Annotated in this window: 18 protein-coding genes; 13 read left to right on the top strand and 5 right to left on the bottom strand. The window is 48.5% G+C overall.

Annotated features, from left to right (window positions below; all coding sequences use genetic code 11):
- Window positions 1–54: 54 nt before the first annotated feature.
- Window positions 55–1,050, top strand: coding sequence for an IS1 family transposase (locus ON05_RS07270; protein WP_262561004.1), 996 nt, complete (start codon window positions 55–57; stop codon window positions 1,048–1,050).
- Here the strand turns inward: ON05_RS07270 and ON05_RS07265 are convergent.
- A complete protein-coding gene (locus tag ON05_RS07265) occupies window positions 1,031–1,375 on the bottom strand; it encodes a hypothetical protein (RefSeq protein ID WP_262561329.1) in 345 nt (114 codons plus the stop codon). The genes ON05_RS07270 and ON05_RS07265 overlap by 20 nt on opposite strands.
- A 585-nt stretch (window positions 1,376–1,960) precedes the next feature.
- Here ON05_RS07265 and ON05_RS07260 point away from each other — a divergent pair.
- The 5 genes from ON05_RS07260 (at window position 1,961) to ON05_RS07240 (ending at window position 8,577) form a co-directional block, all read left to right on the top strand.
- The gene (locus tag ON05_RS07260) at window positions 1,961–2,923 is read left to right on the top strand and encodes a MoxR family ATPase (protein WP_010470878.1); all 963 of its coding nucleotides are present in this window, start codon (window positions 1,961–1,963) and stop codon (window positions 2,921–2,923) included.
- A gap of 3 nt (window positions 2,924–2,926) precedes the next feature.
- Window positions 2,927–3,889, top strand: a complete 963-nt coding sequence (locus ON05_RS07255; protein WP_010470876.1) for a MoxR family ATPase — start codon at window positions 2,927–2,929, stop codon at window positions 3,887–3,889.
- A 3-nt stretch (window positions 3,890–3,892) separates the two neighbouring features.
- Complete coding sequence (locus tag ON05_RS07250; RefSeq protein WP_010470875.1) at window positions 3,893–5,224, top strand: DUF58 domain-containing protein; 1,332 nt, start codon at window positions 3,893–3,895, stop codon at window positions 5,222–5,224.
- Window positions 5,221–7,989: a transglutaminase domain-containing protein gene (locus tag ON05_RS07245; protein ID WP_010470873.1), complete on the top strand. Its 2,769-nt coding sequence runs from the start codon at window positions 5,221–5,223 to the stop codon at window positions 7,987–7,989. The genes ON05_RS07250 and ON05_RS07245 overlap by 4 nt, the downstream gene beginning before the upstream one ends.
- 261 nt (window positions 7,990–8,250) lie before the next feature.
- Window positions 8,251–8,577: an STAS domain-containing protein gene (locus tag ON05_RS07240; RefSeq protein WP_010470871.1), complete on the top strand. Its 327-nt coding sequence runs from the start codon at window positions 8,251–8,253 to the stop codon at window positions 8,575–8,577.
- 113 nt (window positions 8,578–8,690) lie between these two features.
- On the opposite strand, the gene ON05_RS07235 is transcribed toward ON05_RS07240, so the two are convergent.
- A complete protein-coding gene (locus ON05_RS07235; RefSeq protein WP_029315060.1) occupies window positions 8,691–10,433 on the bottom strand; it encodes an NFACT family protein in 1,743 nt (580 codons plus the stop codon).
- Window positions 10,434–10,772: 339 nt separating this feature from the next.
- On the opposite strand from ON05_RS07235, the gene remA reads away from it, so the two are divergent.
- From remA to ON05_RS07215, 4 genes are all read left to right on the top strand, one after another.
- The gene (remA, locus tag ON05_RS07230; RefSeq protein WP_010470866.1) at window positions 10,773–11,039 is read left to right on the top strand and encodes an extracellular matrix/biofilm regulator RemA; all 267 of its coding nucleotides are present in this window, start codon (window positions 10,773–10,775) and stop codon (window positions 11,037–11,039) included.
- Between the two features lie 260 nt (window positions 11,040–11,299).
- Window positions 11,300–11,857 carry a guanylate kinase gene (gene gmk / locus ON05_RS07225; RefSeq protein WP_010470863.1) on the top strand — a complete coding sequence of 186 codons (558 nt, stop codon included), beginning with the start codon at window positions 11,300–11,302 and terminating at the stop codon, window positions 11,855–11,857.
- Window positions 11,854–12,357, top strand: a complete 504-nt coding sequence (locus ON05_RS07220; RefSeq protein WP_010470861.1) for a DUF3122 domain-containing protein — start codon at window positions 11,854–11,856, stop codon at window positions 12,355–12,357. The genes gmk and ON05_RS07220 overlap by 4 nt, the downstream gene beginning before the upstream one ends.
- A 243-nt stretch (window positions 12,358–12,600) precedes the next feature.
- Window positions 12,601–13,236, top strand: a complete 636-nt coding sequence (locus tag ON05_RS07215; protein ID WP_010470859.1) for a peroxiredoxin — start codon at window positions 12,601–12,603, stop codon at window positions 13,234–13,236.
- A 142-nt stretch (window positions 13,237–13,378) separates the two neighbouring features.
- Here ON05_RS07215 and ON05_RS07210 read toward each other — a convergent pair whose 3' ends face one another.
- Window positions 13,379–14,152 (bottom strand): HipA family kinase, encoded by a 774-nt coding sequence (locus ON05_RS07210; RefSeq protein ID WP_010470857.1) that lies wholly within the window; start codon window positions 14,150–14,152, stop codon window positions 13,379–13,381.
- Between the two features lie 170 nt (window positions 14,153–14,322).
- Here ON05_RS07210 and ON05_RS07205 point away from each other — a divergent pair, with 170 nt between their 5' ends.
- Complete coding sequence (locus tag ON05_RS07205; RefSeq protein ID WP_010470855.1) at window positions 14,323–14,661, top strand: P-II family nitrogen regulator; 339 nt, start codon at window positions 14,323–14,325, stop codon at window positions 14,659–14,661.
- A 190-nt stretch (window positions 14,662–14,851) separates the two neighbouring features.
- Window positions 14,852–15,388: a hypothetical protein gene (locus tag ON05_RS07200; protein WP_010470853.1), complete on the top strand. Its 537-nt coding sequence runs from the start codon at window positions 14,852–14,854 to the stop codon at window positions 15,386–15,388.
- A gap of 57 nt (window positions 15,389–15,445) precedes the next feature.
- On the opposite strand, the gene ON05_RS07195 is transcribed toward ON05_RS07200, so the two are convergent.
- Window positions 15,446–16,042, bottom strand: a complete 597-nt coding sequence (locus tag ON05_RS07195; RefSeq protein ID WP_010470852.1) for a CDP-alcohol phosphatidyltransferase family protein — start codon at window positions 16,040–16,042, stop codon at window positions 15,446–15,448.
- 210 nt (window positions 16,043–16,252) lie between these two features.
- Here ON05_RS07195 and ON05_RS07190 point away from each other — a divergent pair, with 210 nt between their 5' ends.
- Window positions 16,253–16,516, top strand: coding sequence for a hypothetical protein (locus ON05_RS07190; protein ID WP_139025637.1), 264 nt, complete (start codon window positions 16,253–16,255; stop codon window positions 16,514–16,516).
- A 302-nt stretch (window positions 16,517–16,818) separates the two neighbouring features.
- Here ON05_RS07190 and topA read toward each other — a convergent pair whose 3' ends face one another.
- On the bottom strand, window positions 16,819–18,951 hold the full coding sequence (gene topA / locus ON05_RS07185) for a type I DNA topoisomerase (protein ID WP_010470849.1): 2,133 nt from the start codon (window positions 18,949–18,951) through the stop codon (window positions 16,819–16,821).
- Window positions 18,952–19,119 lie beyond the last annotated feature (168 nt).

The following is a 19,119-nucleotide window of genomic DNA, read 5'->3' as shown; positions in this document are numbered from 1 at the left end:
GGTCTGTTAGCAGGATCTAGCTATAATGCTTCCGACGCAACCTAATGTAGATCAATGGAATGCCCATATTGTCTAAGCGAGAAGATCCTAAAGCGCGGCTTTGATAGCCTGCAAGATGGGACATTAGTCCAGCGATATCAGTGTAAGGATTGCAATCGGCGTTTCAACGAACGCACGGGTACCCCAATGGCTCGCTTACGCACCGCTAGTTCAGTAGTGAGCTATGCCATCAAAGCTCGCACCGAAGGGATGGGTATTCGTGCTGCAGGTCGAACTTTCGGTAAATCTCATACCACCATTATGCGTTGGGAAAAACGCCTAGCAGACCAAGCACAGAACTGGTCACCTCCCGCACCAGCAGCCTCTGATGTGACGGTAGAAGGGGATGAAGTTTACACGCGTGTAGGCAAAAATCTTCCCCCCAGCCAATCCCAGGGCTGGACCATCCATTTCCTTGAACGCGAAAGCCGCTATTGGTTGACAGCACAAGCTGGCCTCAAGGATGCACAACTTTTTGCAAATGGCGTTTACTCAGCTTGGGAGTGGGTCAAAGCCTGTGATGGGATTCGATGGTTTACCGATGGTGAGAGGCGTTATGGACAAGAACTTTGGAAGCTCGCCAATGTCTATCTCAATGGTGAGGAGTGTCATCCTGACTATGGGCATCGCAAGGTTTGGCGAGAGGGGTTAGAAGTCGCGATGAAAGTTAAAGGGTCTCAGGGGAATCGGCGAGTAGAGTGGGTGAAAGCAGAGCATCCCTTTACCGCTATCAGTCTAGGGTCTGAGGTCCATGCCAATCATAATGAGGCTCACAATGCTGCCTTGAGGAGACGATGTAGTGCTTATCGAAGACGGCAGAATCTCTACGCTAAGAAGCGGTCGGGGTTACAGCGAGTGCTAGATGTACAACGCCTGATTCATAACTGGGTTAGACCCCATTGGGGGCTCAGTAAGCAGACCACACCAGCAATGGAGATGGGATTTTGTTCTCGTCCGTTGAGCACACTAGAACTCCTCACCAATAAAGGGTTTAGGTATGTGCCCTGTTAGTAGACCAGTGCCCCCTTTCCAGTTTTTTAGCTTTCTTTATATGAAGATGTTGTTGATAATTTACTGTTTTTTTATTTTCAATAGAGACTGGCACAGTGAGGTCGTCTTCAGCTTTACTTAATAATTCACAAGCAGCATGACCTAGTTTTGTTAAACGGATCTGGTTATTATCAATCTCTACCAATTTCCTGTCTTTAAGAGTTGAAACTATGGCAGAATTTAAACCTTCTATAGATTTAGGTGACTCATCTAATAACTTGAGAATAGATTTTTGAGCCCTGACGAGACTTTTTGTAGCTTCTCGAAGTTTTTGTCTGTCATCCATGAGTATTCCTTCTTAAATATCATTAAATGCCATTTTTTGGATCACATAAAAACATCCAGATTTTTAGAGGCTAATATTGACTATATTTCTTTAAATAAAAAATGTAACATGCAAATATTTGAGGCTTAAGATTTCTCTCATCAAGATTTCTAGGCGTGTTTTCTGAAACTATAGACAAGTCTATACAATAGACTCACCCTAAATTCTGAGTTCTTATACTTTAATTTAAAATTGAGCTATCACTATCTACCTAGTCACTTACTTTATCAAGCCTTTTTTTAAGATTTAGTGAGCTTCAATACAACACTTGTAAAGCTTGTTCATTGCTAGGCAATGACTAGGGACTACATCGTATATCATCCTTATTCGTCACTCACAAAAGACAAAAAAAATATAGTATTTAAAACTTGGATGCCAACAGTGAGTTCACTTTTGAATCAGTTAAGAAATTTCTCTATATGTCTCTTCAGACTACTGGCTGCTAGGAATACAAGAAGCTCAGATCGCTAGATTGCATTATCAATAAGACTGAACAAGCTGCAAGACACCTAATTGAAGTCGGGTACCCTAAGTAAAAAAGCATTTATGACAGTGTCGTCCTTGCCGATGTCCGGGGTTTCCGGCCAAGAGATCTATCGCCGCTTAGCCAAAAATATCCAAACCGTTGTCAAAGGACAAAAACCTGCCATTCGCAAGTTATTGGCAGCCTTTTTTAGTGGCGGCCATGTCCTGCTAGAGGACTATCCCGGTACAGGTAAGACCACCCTCGCTAAAGCCCTCGCCCTATCCGTCGATATTGAATTTAAGCGCATTCAATTTACCCCGGATCTACTGCCCTCAGATATTTTGGGCGTATCGATTCTCAATCCAAAAGACCAAACCTTTGAATTCCACCAGGGTCCTATTTTTGCCAATCTGATTCTGGCCGATGAGATTAATCGGGCTTCTCCCCGTACCCAGTCAGCCCTGCTAGAAGCAATGGCCGAGTCCCAGGTCAGCATTGATGGTCAGCAGATGAAACTGCATGATCCGTTCTTTGTGATTGCCACCCAAAACCCCATTGACTCCCAGGGCACCTACCCCTTACCGGAAGCCCAGATGGACCGGTTCTCCATCCAGTTTGGATTGGGATATATCTCCGCTGAAGAAGAGGTGGAAATTCTATCCAACCAAATGCAGGCTCACCCGATTGACCAGTTGCAGCCCTGCCTGTCTCTCGAAGATGTGTTTACCCTCAAGCAAGCGGTCAAGCGGATTACCGTTAGCGAAGACCTCAAGCAATACGTCGTCAATATCGTTAACGCCACCCGCCAAGCCGAGGAAGTCCAGCTGGGGGCCAGTCCCCGTGGTTCCATTGCCTTAATGAAAATTGCTCAAGCCTTAGCCCTGTTTGATGGCACCCCTGCCCTTCGCCCCAAGCATATTCAAGAGGCCGCGGTTTCCGTCTTGGCCCACCGCCTAGTCATGGATCCGCAAGCGAAATTTGCCGGTAAAACAGCGGAACAAGTGGTAATGGACATCATGAGGCGGCTTCCCGTTCCGGCATAACCCATGGTGGTATTAGACACTCAAACCGATTGCTCCGAGGGGCAAACCATTTATCGTCACTTGGCAGGCAATATCCAGCAGGTGATTAAGGGGCAGGACGCGGCCATTCGCAAATTATTGGCGGCCTTTTTTAGTGGAGGCCATGTATTGCTGGAAGACTATCCCGGCACGGGCAAAACCACCCTTGCTAAGACTCTGGCCTATTCCGTTGATATCGCCTTTAAGCGGATTCAGTTTACCCCTGACTTGTTGCCCTCCGATATTTTGGGGGTTTCGATTCTCAATCCTCAAGATCAGACCTTCCAGTTTCATGAAGGTCCAATTTTTGCCAATCTGATTCTGGCGGATGAAATTAACCGGGCCTCTCCCCGCACCCAATCGGCCCTTCTAGAAGCGATGGCCGAGTCCCAAGTTACGACTGATGGTCAGCAACGAACGCTGCGCGATCCTTTTTTTGTGATTGCTACCCAAAATCCCGTGGACTTTCAGGGCACCTACCCCTTGCCCGAGGCCCAAATGGATCGGTTTGCCTTGCAGTTCAGCCTGGGTTTTGTATCTCCAGCCGATGAGATTAAAATCCTCACCCAGCAACTGGAAGAACATCCCATCCAGCGGGTGCAGCCCTGCATTTCCCTAGAAGAGATTTTTACCCTGAAGCAAGCGGTGAAGCAGGTACGGGTGAGTCGAGAACTCAAGCGCTATATCGTCGATATCGTCGCTGCAACTCGGCAGTTACCGGAGGTCCAACTGGGGGCCAGCCCTCGCGGATCCCTCACCTTAATGAAAGTGGCTCAAGCCTTAGCCCTATTCGATGGATATGAGTATGTCACCCCCGATCATATTCAAGAAATTGCCAGGGATGTCTTGGCCCATCGACTCGTGATGTCCCCTCAAGCCTGCTTTGCTGAGCAAACAGCTCAGGACTGTATTGACCGTATTCTGACCAGTATTCCGGTGCCTGCCTAAGTTATGGATCGCTTTACTTATCGCTGTCTCCGATTAATATATGTCACCCGCAAATGGCTGGTGCAGCAATTTACCCCTGCAGGATTAGGGGTACTAGCGGGCGGTATTGGCAGTGCGCTTGTCAGTCTCGGATCCACCCGCAGCATGTGCCACGTTCTGTTCTTCTTTGCCTTGGCTCTGCTAATCTTAGGGACCATTGGCAGCCGATTGATTCAGTTCCGGTTTAAGGCCACCCGCCTGCTGCCCCGCTTTGGCACCGTGGGTGAACCGCTGCCCTACCAAGTGGTGATTCAGAATCTCTCTCCCCAGCCGCAGAAAGGCTTAAAGCTAGTGGAAACCTTTGCCACCCCCTTCCCTAGCTTCCAGGAGTTTATTCAGATTAAACGTCGCTATCCCGTTGGCAACCAATGGCGACCCCATTGGCGACGCTATCTCGCCAAGCAGCAGTGGGCCACTGCCCACCTTCAGGATTTACCCACCCTCTCCACCAAAGGCAAAACCAAAGCCAGAGTGGAAATTCTCCCTTTGCGGCGGGGTAGCTTGCAGCTCGAAACCATAACACTCGCTTGTCCCGACCCCCTGGGCTTAGTTTATAAACGCCACACCTACGATGTTGGCCAATCGATCTGTATTTTGCCCCAGCGCTATCAGCTCTCTCTCCTTAATCTCTCCCAAGCTAGTCGCTACCAGGCCAGTGAAACCCTACGCACCTCCACTGCCGGAGAAGCTCTAGAATTTCGCTCCCTACGGGACTATCGAGCTGGAGACCCCACCAATAAGATTCACTGGAAAAGCTGGGCCAAGGTTGGCCGCCCCATCGTCAAAGAACAGCAGGACGAGACCGCCATCCACCATGCCCTGATTCTGGATACCTTTCAGCTAGAACCCCACAGCACCACCTTTGAAGAAGCTATTGCGGTGACCATTTCTTTTTTAATGCAGGAACAGCCGGAAGCGTCTCTACTGGACGTGATCTATGCTGGCCCAGATCCTCGATTGGTGACCGTGGGCAAGGGACTGCGCCAACGGGCCCAAATTATTGAAACGGTTGCCACCCTTAATCCCAGCCCACACCGGGAACTGGATTGCCTCAATCCGATGATTCAATCTCGCTTATCTCGATTGAGTGGTTGCTTCTGCATCCTGTTGGGTTTTGACGACACTCGCTATGCCTTTCTGAAAATGCTCAGTCAGTTTGGTATTCCGATCAAAGCCCTTTGCCTATCTGACCTCAGCTTGCATATGGACCCCCAGTTTCAGGAATATTTTGGCCCCCAGTGTCAGCTGCACTCCGGGGCAATTTCCAATCTGCAACAGGAGTTATTGGCCCTATGAAGCAATCGACTCCTACCCTCTGCAGCCTATCCCTCTGCTTTTGGGGCTATCAAACCGGGGCCTGGATCATCGCAATTCCCATGGCCTTAGCCCTGGAAGCGAGGGAAATAGTCAAACAGCGCTGGTCTATCTCCCTCGACAAGCTGAAGCAACTTCATGTGGTCGCCTTTATCCTATGGTTGTTGGCGATCTTCTTTCTACCCTCTGTGTCTTCCGAGGTCATCCCCTATACTGCCCACTATCATCTGATTAAGTGTTTGCCCGTTGGTTTATTCCCTTTTGTCCTGGCTCAGACCTATTGTCGGAATTTTGTCTCAGTCTATCGCCAATTCCTGGGGGATATGGCCCAGTCTTGGAAAACCGTTAATTGGTATTACCCCTACTTTGGCATTTGTCTGCTCGCCGCCAGCGCCACCGGAGGTAACCTGTTCGTCTTTCTGGCTATCAGCGCCCTACTGATCGCCCTTTTCTTGGGCACCGTCCGCTGGCCTGTTGACCGCAAACTGGCTCTGCGTTTTTCCCAGTCCACTTTTTACGGTCTGATTGTCCTGGCACTGGTCCTGAGCCTGGTTGGCACCCATCAGTTTTACTGGCTACAGGCTAATGTTCGGCTCCCCGGCCCCGCTGTTTTTGGTGAGTTTTTCCAGAAAATGGCTCGAATCTGGCCCGATGATCCAGGGCGGGGCTACCCGGAGGATCTGGATAGGTTACTGGAGGATATGGAGCTAGAGACCAACACGGACACCGTGGTTAGCTCTAGAACGCCAAACGGCAATCAAAATCCCAATCCACCTGGCCCATCCAGCGCTTCCAACGGGAACTCGTCAGCCTCAACACCAGGAACGCCCAGCAACTCCGGTAACGACAGTCGCAACCCATCAACTTCTGATGGGGCAACGCAGGATGATCCTGGAGAGACAAATGAAGATGCGTCCGCCACGTCTGAGCAAGAGCCTGATTCAGATATCAGCCAGCCCAACGAAGACACCAGTCCTCCAGACAGTTCTGAGCCGAGTCCTGAACAAAACACTGGAACGTCCCAACCTCCAAATCTTCCAACGCCCCCCTCAAACCGTGGAGGCAGTAGAAATCCAGGACAGACTCAGGCTTCTCGGCCTGGTCGAGATGGCGGGCAATCCATTCCTAGCCTAGTGCAGCGATCGGGCGGCATTGTTGATCCAGAAAAGGCTCAGACCCAAATTGGCAATATTGGCTCTCTACAACGTTCCAATGCCATTCTGTTTCGGGTGGCCCCTAATCAAAAAGCTAATAGCCCCAAACCCCAATTCCCGCTTTATATACGAGAAGCCACCTATAACCAATACCAGTCAGGCACCTGGAATGCTGTTAAATCTAAATTTTCGGCTAAACGCCCACAGTCCCGACAAAGCTGGCAATTGGGGGCCAAAACGAAACAAGCAACCTCTGTCCGCATTTCATCAGACTTACCGCGAAAAGACGGAATCCTCAAACTGCCCCTAGGAACGTCTGAAGTTAACCAGCTTCAGGTTAAAACCCTAAAAGCAAACCAGTACGGAACGGTTGCCATCCAGGGAAAACCCGGTCCCCTTGCCTATACGGTGCAGTATAACCCCAAACAATCTGCAGACAGTCCACCCACCCCTTTTGATAAAGCCGTTCCGGCTATTGAAAAGCGGACGCTCAGAAAAATTACCAATTCATTGGACCTGAAAGGTAAAGCTGATGCAGAAAAGGTTGAAGCCATTTCCGCGTTCTTTAAAGAGCAGGGATTTAAATATTCCCTCGATCTGCCAACCCCCAAGGAAAACAAAACGCCGATCGCAGCTTTCTTGTTAGACCATCGGTCCGGCCACTGTGAATACTATGCATCGGCCACTTCATTGTTACTGAGGGCGGCAGGTGTCCCCACCCGTTATGCAGTGGGCTATACCGCCCATGAATACAGTCCTGCAGAGCAACAGTATATTGTCCGATTGAAAGATGCTCATGCCTGGGTCTTGGCCTATGTAGACAACACTTGGGTCAAAGTCGAAACCACTCCAGGGGGCGGGATGACCTCTGAAGGCGACACCTCGACGACTCAAAGTGAAACTACCCAAGGGGATAGCACCCGATCCCAAGACGGATCCTCACAGCAAAATGGCGTTCCAACGCAAGATAGTTCTCGGAATGGCAATTCTGGCACCTCATCTGAAGAGGGCAACCCTAACCAGGATGGCACCTCATCTGAAGACGGCTCATTCACTGGGGAGAAGAACCAACCACCCTCTAAGTCTTTCTTCGAAAAATTGTCTGAAGCCTGGTCTGAGCTGATGACTCTGCTTTCTGAAAATTCGGAGACTTTGGCTTGGGCGGGTTCAATAATTGTTTTAGGACTGGCGATTGTTTTTGGATCGATTTATTTAATCTGGCGAATGATCCGAAAGAAGCTATCTCGGCGCACAAAAAGGCGGAGAGGGCAGGGGACAGAACGCATCCGTAAACCAACTTCGGACGGACTCGATTCTGAGTTTTACCAGATTGAAAAACGCTTAAGCGATTGGGGGCTTGCACGTCTTCCCTCAGAAACGGTCCGCAAATGGCTGGGGCGACTAGAACAGGAACTACCTGCTTCTTACATGAGCGAGTTACACCCAATTATTGATTTACATTATCGCTATCGTTTTGACCCCCAAGGTCTCACTGATGAAGAAAGAGAAAAGTTGAAACTCATGATTCAATCTTGGCTGAGTGAATTCAAGCAGCTACCTGTACAAGGGACTCGTTCAACGACAAAGCGTTGATGAGTGGACTACCAAAGTTCTTGCCTAACCAAATTTCTTTGCCCCCTACTACATCTCCAGGATTTTCAGTGCTTTCAAATTACTCTGGTGAACATAAAACCGTCCCGAGGTTTACTTGTTGTGTTGTGAATGTTCACTCGCTTTCAGAAAAGGGAATTCTGGGTACACAACGAATTCCTTATGGTTTACGGGTCATTCATTGGTGGCTTTTTCGCCTTTACCAGACTCAAAACCAACAGATCTGACCTAGGAGTGCAACCAATGAGCTATAAAATTATCCAACCCCTCAGCCTGACAGACGGAATTGGTCTTAACCAGGTACGCAATGAAATTGACACGGTGCTGAATGAAGGCGTTAAAACGATCCTATTAGATTTGCAAGATGTCACCTTTATCAATAGTTCGGCAATTGGTGCTTTAGTCGCGATGCATAAAGCAGTGCATGGTAGAAGTGGCAAGCTATCTATCTGTTCAATGAGAAAGCAGGTTAGTCTTGTGTTGAAATTATCTAGAATGGACCAAATTTTCGATATTTTTACAGACAAGGAAGAATTTCAGCAAAAAAATGAGGCCCCTATCATTTCATAAATTCAGGTTACATATCCTACAGCAGAACTAGAGGGGTGCTCAAAAAGCACTAGCCAGAGCGAACATCCTGCAGGTCAGTCGCCTTTAAAGCTAAAGGACTGAATCAGGGCATCCTAGCCTGTGCCAGAACCATGAACCTGATCTTTCACAGATTGGGGCTGGCCCCAAATCACTTGTTCATGTTTGTAAATCACCATCCCTGGTTTGGCCCCTTTGGGCTTATACACATTTTTGGATTCGGTATAGATTACTGGAACTTGATGACTCTGCCGAGCCCGACTATAGTAGGCGGCCATATTTGCAGCAAACTGCATATCTTCGGGTTCAGCAATAGAACCAGCCTCTAATCTCAAGAGCACATGGCTACCGGGAATCTCTTGGGTATGAAACCACAGATCGTAGGTGGCAGCTGTCCGAAAGGTGAGCAGATCATTTTGACGATTATTGCGACCAATGAGTAGCTCCCATCCTGAGGGAGATTGGTATTGGTAAAACGGAATTTCAGGTGGGGCTTCCTTTCGATACTCCAGTTTTGGGAAATAGTTTTGCAGGATCAGTTCATCTCGAATATCGTGCAGCGTCAACAAATCAGCGGCATCTTCAAACTGTTCTAACTGCTGAATACTGGCTTCCACCTGTTCTAGATAGGCCACCTCTGATAGCACCTCTTCCAGTAAAGGCTGCACTTGGGCACGAGAACGTTTCAGTTTTTGATGACGCTTGTACCAGGCTTGGGCATTTTGAACTGCGTTTTTTTCTGGATTGAGGGTCAGGGTTCGAGGTTCACCGGATTCAAAATCCGTCAAAGTTAGGGTTTTCATCCCCACCTGCCATTCATGTAGGTGGGCCATCAGTAAGTCAGCTTTTTCCCGATAGGTTTCAGCTGTATCGGATGCCTTCAACTGATCTTGAAAGGTTTTAGCTTTGGTATTGAACTTCTTGAGATGGCCTTTGACCTTTTGCTGGAGCTGATGCCGGAGCTGCTTGAAGACTTGCTCGCCTAACTGTTGGCAATAATAGTCATCCAACAACGTTTGAGTATCTGCTGCTGGCCGGGTGATATCCCAACCCAATACCGTGTAGCCCCCTGATGAACACCAACCAGGAGTGAAGGATTGGGATTCTAGAGCCGATAGCCAATCTTGCCAGACTTGAAAGAGCCGTTGCCAATCCGTTTCTTGCAGGGTTTCAGTGGATCGATCAGGCTGCAGATGAATCGAGGACAGCATGGACAACACTAAAGCTGAACTTAGGCCTCGATAGGTTTTAAGTAAATTTTGTTTCAGAGGGCCAGGTACTAAGCTTACTTGTCGCTGCCAATGATCAAAGGATTCCGACAAAGTGGGAATGGGGTCGGTCAGGTGGGGCGGTGGTTGGTAAAGGTCTCCGGTTTGAATGGGGCGAACACTCGACTGTTGGGCACTGACTTGATGGGCCGCTGTGACAATTCGATTTTCTCCATTGGTCAAGATAACGTTGCTGTACTTACCCATGATTTCAACATAGACATGCCAATCTACGGGAGCTTGGGGGCGCTGACCAATCTGCAGGTCGATCACCCGTTCCCAATCGGCAATCGGTTCAACGGCAATCAGAGCCAGACCATTGAGCTGGTGACGCAACTGCTGGCTAAAGGTAAAGGTATCCGCGCCTTTCGGGGGTGGAGTTCCCATGCAAATTCGGGCCGCTTGAGGATGCCAACTCAGGGAAAGCCATCCCCGATGGTCGAGGGTCCGCAGGGCCATATAGACCGTGAACCGATCTTGCTGAACCACTTGTTCTATACGCGCTGGTAACCATTGCGATCGCAACTCGCAGCACGCTGCAGTCAATGTCGTAAAGTCAACCTGTTGCACGGGTAATTACAAGTAAATGGACCTCTTGGGAGGAGTTCCAAGGCAGGAAAACCTATCGTTCGGAAATTCATTCATATTTTAAGGATTAATACTGATTTGTCGATCCAAGCCTTGAGATGCTGATTTTTCATAGCCATTTTGTATCCTGCGATACATTTCACCCTAAGTAATCCTGTAAATCCTAAATAAGATTCCTATGACTAGAAATAAATACTTAAAAATAGGTTGTAGGTCTAGATCTTTTGTGGATAAGATGGAAAAAAGGAAGATATCAGAGCTTTTTTGGGTGATGCGCTCTGATATTACAAAAGGTTGGAATCTGCGTGAGGATTTGTATTTATGGATATCAAGTTAATCAATATAGGCTTTGGAAATATTGTCTCTGGGAATCGAGTGATTTCCATCGTCAGTCCCGAGTCTGCACCCATTAAGCGTATCATCAGTGAAGCCCGAGATCGGGCCCAATTGATTGATGCCACCTATGGGCGGCGCACACGCGCAGTAATCGTAACTGATTCAGGTCATGTTGTCCTGTCTGCAATTCAGCCAGAAACGGTCGCTCACCGTTTTATGTCCAACAAAGACACCAAGGATTCAGATAAATAGGACGACCTATCTCCTTCAGGATTGGTATCGAGCAAAATGTCTCCTTTACCCGGTACATCCTCAACCAGTCCTTGAAGGGAATGGTCTATTATTTGGCAGTTTATGCTCATAAAATGAACGCCGTTCATTTTATGCTAAAACTCCAATTTTCGTGCTGACGAACTCCTTTATTTCTTCATATAAAAAGTTCAAACCAGGCTTAACCTGAACTGGCGTTAAAATGAGGTGTTTTCCCCCTATAAGACGCAAGGTCCCAGGAAATGACAAAAACGGGTAAGCTGATCGTCCTCACTGGACCCAGCGGTGTCGGCAAAGGCACTCTTTTGCAGCAGCTCTTACAAGCCTGCCCAGATTTATACCTTGCGGTTTCCGCCACGACTCGTTCTCCCCGAGAAGGAGAAGTGGACGGCAAACACTACTACTTTTTGACCAAAGATCAATTTCAAACCCGCATTGATCAAAATCAGCTCTTGGAATGGGCAGAATATGCAGGTAATTTCTACGGAACGTTACGGGAGCCCGTGATGCGGGAAATTGCCCAAGGGAAAAAAGTGATTTTGGAAATTGAACTGGTCGGGGCTCGTCAAATCCGAGATCAGGTTGCCGATGCCTTTCAAATCTTTGTCAGTCCCCCTTCTGTGGCCGATTTAGAGGCTCGAATTCGAGGGCGAGGCCAGGATTCAGAAGAAGCCATTGCCCGTCGTTTAGACCAAGCCAAGGTCGAACTCGCCGCAGCCAATGAATTTGATTTTCAACTCGTTAACGACGATCTGGATGCAGCCCTGCAAACCCTTAAATCTAAGGTGTTGTCATTATGATGCTTCGCCGTCTAGTCATCCTATTGCTAGTACTCCTCAGTCTGACTATCTATCCTCTGCCTGTTCAAGCTGAAACCCATCTTTATCAAGAGAAACCGGGGCAAGTGACGTTGCGATCGCAACAAAGTCTCCAAGATCAGGCCAAGCGCAGTTGGCAAACCATTCTCTTTAAACGCTATGTCGATAACCAGCTCGAAGGAATATTTTTGCGTCTCGTCGGATTTCCAGGGCAAGTCGAAGTCGCCCCCGAACAGCCGTTGCAATTGAGCATTGCCGACCAATTTCTTTGGCAGTCTCAACCCGCCATGGATGGAACAACCTTGATGCTGCCTGAGAACGTAGGTCAGTACAACGTACAGCCTCTGCTTGAAAATCTAGAGAGTGATACCCGTCTCGTCCTCGAAATTCCCCTAGTGAGCGGTTTGACCGCCAACATCGTCGCCCCTCCTGCCGTGATCCATGAATGGCGAGAAGTCACTCAGTTTTCTCCTCACAGTTAAATTAAGCATCCCTTTAATACTGGAAGTCTGTGATTCAAGCTAGTCTCCAGACCCGTAAGTCTTTTATTGTTTTGACTTCAAGGCTTCTTGCCCTGGCATCAATCCATCTATTGTTCCGGATCATTCTTCGTCAACTACATTAAGAACTGTTTCTCGGTCGGGAAACCGGACATTATCCGAATTCGGTTATGGCATGATCTCATTTGTAACCACAAACCGACCTTTCATGACAGGAGTTTCACCATGTCTTTGCGACTAGGGGACACCGTACCTAACTTTACTCAAGATTCCACTGCTGGCACAATTGACTTCTTTGAATGGGCTGGCGATAGCTGGGTTGTTCTCTTCTCGCATCCTGCGGACTACACCCCCGTCTGTACCACTGAGCTTGGGTCTGTATCTAAACTCAAGCCTGAATTCGACAAGCGCGGCGTCAAAACCATTGCCCTAAGCGTCGATGATGCTCAGTCCCACAACGGCTGGATTGGCGATATCAATGAAACCCAAAATACAACGGTTGATTACCCCATCCTGGCGGATGCGGATAAGAAAGTGTCTGATCTCTACGACATGATTCATCCCAACGCCAACGCCAAAGTCACCGTCAGAACAGTATTTATCATTGACAATAATAAAAAGCTCAGAGCCTCCATTACCTATCCACCGAGCACAGGTCGGAATTTTAATGAGATCTTGCGGGTCATTGACTCACTCCAATTGACCGATAACTATCAAGTTGCTACACCCGTGGATTGGAAAGATGGTGATGATGTTGTTGTTGCCCCCACCATTCCTACAGAAGAAGCCAAGCAGAAATTCCCCAAAGGGGTCACTGAAATCAAGCCTTATTTACGGATGACTCCTCAACCCAACAAATAAGCCTTTCGTGATTTAGACTGCGATTTCCAACCCCCGTCAGGGGGTTTTTTATTGTCCAAGGTCTGGGCAGGGCAATCTTGCTTTTCTATTCAAGAGACAAAGTCAGCGGCCATTGAATGCTTTAGCGTCATGATGCCCTGTCCTAAAACTTAGGGACAAAGGGTCTAGGAAATTTCAAACGTTTCCATAAAAATGCCCCATAGGCTTGCCGCCGACGTTCAAGCTGCTCGGCCACCGCCCCTGGGCGACAGAGGGGCAGCAAAAAACAATCTGGAATATGGGCAACAGCGTCTTGGATCACGTCTCTAGACAGCTTTGCGGCCAATGCCAAATCCCATTGCTGGAGTGCGGTTGCTTTCTCCCCGAACAGGTGTCGGTCCATGGCGTAATTCAACCGCCGAGGAACCTCTTCTGTGACCTGAGACCAGTTGTACTGAAAAGGAAGAGCCGCTCCATGATCGATGACCCACAGCTGATTTTGGCAAACCATTAGGTTGGGATTAGACGGAGTCCGATCACGATTCATCACCAAGGCGTCCAACCACAAAACTCGGCACGCCCAGTCTCGATCCACCGATTCAATGTCCCGAGGGCGAAGATCACGAGCCCTCTCTAAATATTGAAACCCCAGGTTCAGTCCGTGGCTTGCCCCCAGGAGATCTAAAAACTCATCTTCGTAAATATCGTTTTGGGTAGATGCATCAATGGAGATAAACACCTGACTGGGAACCCAGAACCCAAGGGCTTCAGCCAAGGCCGACACCACCATTTCTGAGACCAGGGCTGCGGTGCCTTGGGCAGCCCCTCGCAACTTAGTCAAGAAGTATCCTGCCTCCGTCTCCACCACAATTGGCCGAGAACTGCCACATCTGGGAGCTGACACAATACGAATAGCTCGATAAATGGGGAGTTGCACAATGATATCCCAATGCGTGAAGGTGCTTTTCTAGCATGGCACCTCACTCTGGGTTCTGCAGCAAAGCGGGCGACCGATTGCAAACTGTATCAAAAATAACGGTTTGCCAGAATAGGGTTAACAATGGTGATGTAAGTTTTGCGACTCAATGCAGGTCCATCATGGCTCAGATGAGGACAATTACCGCATTCATCCGCCCCCAACAATGCGATCAGGTCAAAATAGCCCTAGTCCAACTGGGAATTATCGACATTACCCTGTCGGATGTGAAAGGATTTGGCAGACAGCAGGGATCACTACAACAGTATCGCGGCTCAGATGCCAATATTCGGTTTCATCGCAAATTAAAAGTAGAGATCAAGGTAGATGAAGAGATGGTGGCACCAGTCATCGAAAAAATCACCTTTGCAGCTCGAACCGGACAAGTCGGAGATGGCAAGATATTCGTTTCCCCCCTACAGAAAGTAGTCCAGGTCCGTACGGGGGAAGAGCGGGTTGAATTGGCATAAATATCTTATAGCTGTCCCGCAAGTCTTATAGGACAACCCGATCGCTGGTAGACCAGATCGCACTCAACACTCCCGCCAACATCACCTCATCACTGTCGTCTAGCAAGCGCTCTATGTTTAGCTAGAATTGAACCAGCCTTAATATCTAATGGTTCAAGTGTAGATGCCCAGACTTGATAGGGCTGAAAGAGTGTCAACTGCTGCCTTTGGTATTGCTCTTGAGTGCGAGAGATGGATGCAATCCTTACCGGAGAATTCTCCAAGTGAGGCTCTTGCCATCACCAAAGTATGGGAAAGATTGGAGAAAATAGCCAGAGATAAGGGATTAACACAGTTAAGTCATTTTGTTATAGAAGACCTTGACGTTTATAAAGATGCGTTAGAAGCCCTCGATGAACTGGACATTGCTGATGCATTGGGTGAACTACCCCCTGCATATGAATTAGATAGGGCTGAACTTGAGAATGATCGACGGTGTTTGCGAGCTAAATTACATGAACTGGAAGGGCAGGCTGACTGGTTTAGTGCTGTTGATGCTGGCATTGCCATTAAAACGATGCATGAGCTAATCCAGTACTTGAAGGAGAATCCTGATGTATTCGCCCATTCACGAGTACAGAATAGTGATGAATTGTTAGCACATGTGATTCAAGATCTTCATGACTTCTCAACATTTTTAGGTAAGGTTGAGTCCAGACATATTCGGTTTAGGTTTTGGATTAGTTAATCAGTCGGAACTATATCTAGGTCTTGCTGCAACCGGAAGCTGAGCAAAACAGAGCCGTTAGCTTTCTTCACCTAACTCCACTAATTCAGATTGACGTAATTTAAGGGCATGAAAGAGGCTCAGGACATCACAGTGCCACTCGGCTAAAACGAGGGTCATCACTATCTCTTCTAGACTATTGACGAGACAGGCTGCGATCGCAACCCACAATGCCCTGGAATCCCCCCAGCCAAACAACGAGAGCGTAGCCACCAGTAGTGCAATTCCCCAGGCTTTAGCCGTATAGGTATGAAAACTCGGAAACTTACGAAACTTGATCAAGCTGATCCCAAACAGGCTAAATTGAGCGACAACCGCAACCAGTAAAGGGACGCGTAAGTTTTGCAAAACGTCAGGATGGACCCACCAGGTACTAAGCGCTAAGCAAGAAAACAACCAAATATCCGCCCAACTGTCTGCTTGACGAAGTTGGGGCGTACTCACTCCTAAGCGGCGAGCAATGATGCCATCGAAAATATCGGACAGAATGGCCAGCCCATATCCTACTAAAAACCAAATGCTCGTTTGATGGTCCACTGCATCTACGAGTAATAAAGGTGCGATCAGAACACGAAATCCGACCAGCAGCCCAGGAAGTTGCGCAAGGTTTAGCATTGCCCGATAGTCCACACTTGCCTAAGAATTCACTACTGTACTTCGGTTTCGATCAGGTCTCAAAGGAGTCGTAATGTTTCTCTAGCCTTTGCAGAGGGGAACACTGAGGACCTAAGAGGTTACATGCTGGCGTGATTGCTAAAGGTTGACCAGCGCCTGCCCACAAGCAAGCCTGCCCACAAGAACTATATAAGAATCGAGATATTCAAGATGGAACTGTCTAACCCTGCCGCGTCATCAGAGCTTCAAGTAGATAAGCCTGTACAGGCTTCCAACCCCAAATCTGAGTCTGTCAGAACGCAAGATTTATTGCCAACGATTCCCCCCACTGAAAATACAGTGAATCAATTGCTAAGGTCCGAGGAGGTAGAGCCTACTGATGATCTGGATGCGAGGCTAGCAGAGGGACGTCGCAGAAGGGCACAAACGTTTAGCAAGGTCACCAACTTGTTTAACAAGATTTTCGCTGAATAGCGTGATTATCCCTTTAACTTGTTCTGGACAGCCTCTAAACTTCCCCAGTTGGTGATGTTATGAGTACCTGTCTGTCACCCATTAGGAGCAATGTTCCGTAACGGGGGGATGCTAGCCAATGGATGTTTTGTCTGCCTCTCAACAGGGAGAGTGATAACGCCACTTCTGGATAAGGGAAATTCGCTTCAGTCTCAGGCAGAACCAAGCTTGAAACCCGCTTCCCAGTGGGCATTATAAGAGGAAGTACTAAAGTTACAAAAGCCTTACTTCCCCTGTGCTTTTTGCAGGGGATTTCTTCGTCTTTATTCCAATTCCCCATATTTAGGACTCCACCACCGTCCTTTACTTTGAAAATAGACCGCATTCTTATGTTTCTTATCGGATCTAGCTTTGGGGTCTGAGCATCGGAGCATCTGCTTGGTCTGCTCATCCTTGTGGTATGAGTAAATCTCCATTTTCTGCTGGCAAGCCGGGCAGGGATAATCCGTGAGTTCTGCTGGCGGCGCAGGTTGATCTGATTTTGCCTGGGGGACTTGCCAATTCTTACCTCGATCAGACCAGAACATCACTAGACCTCGACCATCATCCGCCGTGCAGCCGTTTTCGCATTTGAGGAAATACTTCTTCTTCACCTTTTTGCTAGGCACCTTGGACATGGGGTGACTGCAACCTGGGCATTTGGTTCTAGATTTTTGTAAGACTTTGTCTCCGTAGTTGCTAGTCGGTTCAGGTAACTCTTTCAAGGCCTTCGCCAAGGCTGGAGCAAAATAGCTGCGGTTCCAGTCAATTAGATAGTTTTGCCATTCCTGATGCCCTTGTGCGATCGCATCCAGTGAACTCTCCATCTGGGCCGTAAACTCAGCCTCCAATAGTTCCGGTAAAGCGCCACCCATAAACTGATCCACCTCCATGCCGATCTGGGTGGGCTGGAGTTTGCCTTTGATCAGATCGACATAGCCCCGAGCCTTGATAGTCTTGATCGTGGGGGCATAAGTCGATGGTCGACCAATTCCCTTTTTCTCCATCAGTTGGACCAGCTTCGGTTCACTGTAGCGGGCGGGGGGTTGGGTTTGCTTCTGCTGGGAATCGGCCTGGACCAGGGTGAGAGACTGTTGGGGCTGTAGGGTGGGCAGTTCCGTATCGGCTTTAATGTCTTTCCAGTATTTCGAGTAACCCTTGAACTCAACGAGATTGCCCTTGGCCTTCCACTGAACCTCCCCAGACTGGCTAATGACAATGGTTTTACGGATCTGAGCGGGTTTGCACTGGGAGGCTAAGGCCCGAGTCCAAATCAACACGTATAGCTTGAACTGATCTTCCGGTAGGGTTTGCTTCAGCTCAGCGGAGGGTTTGAAAATATCCGTTGGGCGGATGGCCTCATGGCCTTCCTGGGTCTGCTTACCCCCTTTCTGCTTGGCGACTTTTTTGGGAACATTATCCACATCATTTTGCTCTAGCCATTTTTTAGCGGCAGCACAGTAGTCCGGGGATAAGATCACTGAATCCGTGCGCATGTAGGTGATCAGACCCGCTTCATAGAGCTTTTGGGCCACCTGCATCGTTTGCTCTGGGCTGAACTTAAGGCGCGAGCCAGCGGCTTGTTGGAGAGCTGAGGTGGTAAAGGGAGCGGGGGGCTTTTTGGGAGTGATCTTTCCTTCGATGGAGAGGATCTGGTGGGGATGGGTTTGGGCGATTTCAACTAAGGCATCGGCTGCCGCCTGGGAGGTGACTCGGGTAGATTCTTCCGTTTTAGCCTCTGACCCCGCATCCTCAATGGTGGTTTCGTCTGACTCGCTCCCGGTCATGCTGCCGTGATAAAACGCTTTGAACCCTTCGGCATATTCCACAAATACCGACCAATAGTCTTGGGGCACAAACACTTGAATCTCGCGTTCACGCTGACAAATCAAGTGCAGGGTTGCGGACTGGACTCTACCGACGGACTTTGCACCATTATTTAAGCGCCAGACTAACGGCGACCCCCGATAGCCCACGAGCTTGTCTAGGCAATCTCGACAGCGACCCGCTTCTACCAAATCCATATCTAAGGACTTGGGATGGGCAATGGCTTGCCGAACGGCTCGTTCCGTAATTTCTTGATAGACCACCCGCTTCGGTTTTTTAATCCCAAGTACCTGGGCAATATGCCACCCAATCACTTCTCCTTCCCGGTCTGGGTCACTGGCAATAAAAATCTCGTCGGCCTGTTTGGCAGCGGTTTTAAGATCGGCGATGGTCTTTTTGGCTCGGTCGTCTCTGGGTTCATAGCTACAGGTGATCTGACCGTTTTTCGCCTCAAACCCTAAGTTGCCCGTGCCTGTGTTAGCGAGCTGTCTGATATGGCCGATGGAGGCCCGCACTTGCCAGCCTGATCCGAGAATCGATCTCAGCTTCTTGATTTTTCCGGGGGATTCGACAATGAGCAGGCGAGACATATGGGGTTCTCTATTGATGCGTGAATGACTGCGGTAGCAGTGGGGAGGTTATGGTTAGGGGGATATAGATTGGAGGATTATAGTACATTTGTTTTGATTTTTACGAGGATGATGGGGGTGCGATCGCAAATCTGATACATCTGGCAACGGGGATGATAACGGAGTAAT

Source organism: Acaryochloris sp. CCMEE 5410 (genome assembly GCF_000238775.2).
Lineage (GTDB): Bacteria > Cyanobacteriota > Cyanobacteriia > Thermosynechococcales > Thermosynechococcaceae > Acaryochloris.
This window is presented reverse-complemented; position numbering and strand designations above follow the sequence as displayed.

Excerpts from the sequence above, each read along its gene's own strand:
- ON05_RS07270 (WP_262561004.1), top strand. The coding sequence starts at position 55 with ATGGAATGCCCATATTGTCTAAGCGAGAAGATCCTAAAGCGCGGCTTT.
- ON05_RS07265 (WP_262561329.1), bottom strand. The coding sequence starts at position 1,375 with ATGGATGACAGACAAAAACTTCGAGAAGCTACAAAAAGTCTCGTCAGG.
- ON05_RS07260 (WP_010470878.1), top strand. The coding sequence starts at position 1,961 with ATGACAGTGTCGTCCTTGCCGATGTCCGGGGTTTCCGGCCAAGAGATC.
- ON05_RS07255 (WP_010470876.1), top strand. The coding sequence starts at position 2,927 with ATGGTGGTATTAGACACTCAAACCGATTGCTCCGAGGGGCAAACCATT.
- ON05_RS07250 (WP_010470875.1), top strand. The coding sequence starts at position 3,893 with ATGGATCGCTTTACTTATCGCTGTCTCCGATTAATATATGTCACCCGC.
- ON05_RS07245 (WP_010470873.1), top strand. The coding sequence starts at position 5,221 with ATGAAGCAATCGACTCCTACCCTCTGCAGCCTATCCCTCTGCTTTTGG.
- ON05_RS07240 (WP_010470871.1), top strand. The coding sequence starts at position 8,251 with ATGAGCTATAAAATTATCCAACCCCTCAGCCTGACAGACGGAATTGGT.
- remA (WP_010470866.1), top strand. The coding sequence starts at position 10,773 with ATGGATATCAAGTTAATCAATATAGGCTTTGGAAATATTGTCTCTGGG.
- gmk (WP_010470863.1), top strand. The coding sequence starts at position 11,300 with ATGACAAAAACGGGTAAGCTGATCGTCCTCACTGGACCCAGCGGTGTC.
- ON05_RS07220 (WP_010470861.1), top strand. The coding sequence starts at position 11,854 with ATGATGCTTCGCCGTCTAGTCATCCTATTGCTAGTACTCCTCAGTCTG.
- ON05_RS07215 (WP_010470859.1), top strand. The coding sequence starts at position 12,601 with ATGTCTTTGCGACTAGGGGACACCGTACCTAACTTTACTCAAGATTCC.
- ON05_RS07205 (WP_010470855.1), top strand. The coding sequence starts at position 14,323 with ATGAGGACAATTACCGCATTCATCCGCCCCCAACAATGCGATCAGGTC.
- ON05_RS07195 (WP_010470852.1), bottom strand. The coding sequence starts at position 16,042 with ATGCTAAACCTTGCGCAACTTCCTGGGCTGCTGGTCGGATTTCGTGTT.
- ON05_RS07190 (WP_139025637.1), top strand. The coding sequence starts at position 16,253 with ATGGAACTGTCTAACCCTGCCGCGTCATCAGAGCTTCAAGTAGATAAG.
- topA (WP_010470849.1), bottom strand. The coding sequence starts at position 18,951 with ATGTCTCGCCTGCTCATTGTCGAATCCCCCGGAAAAATCAAGAAGCTG.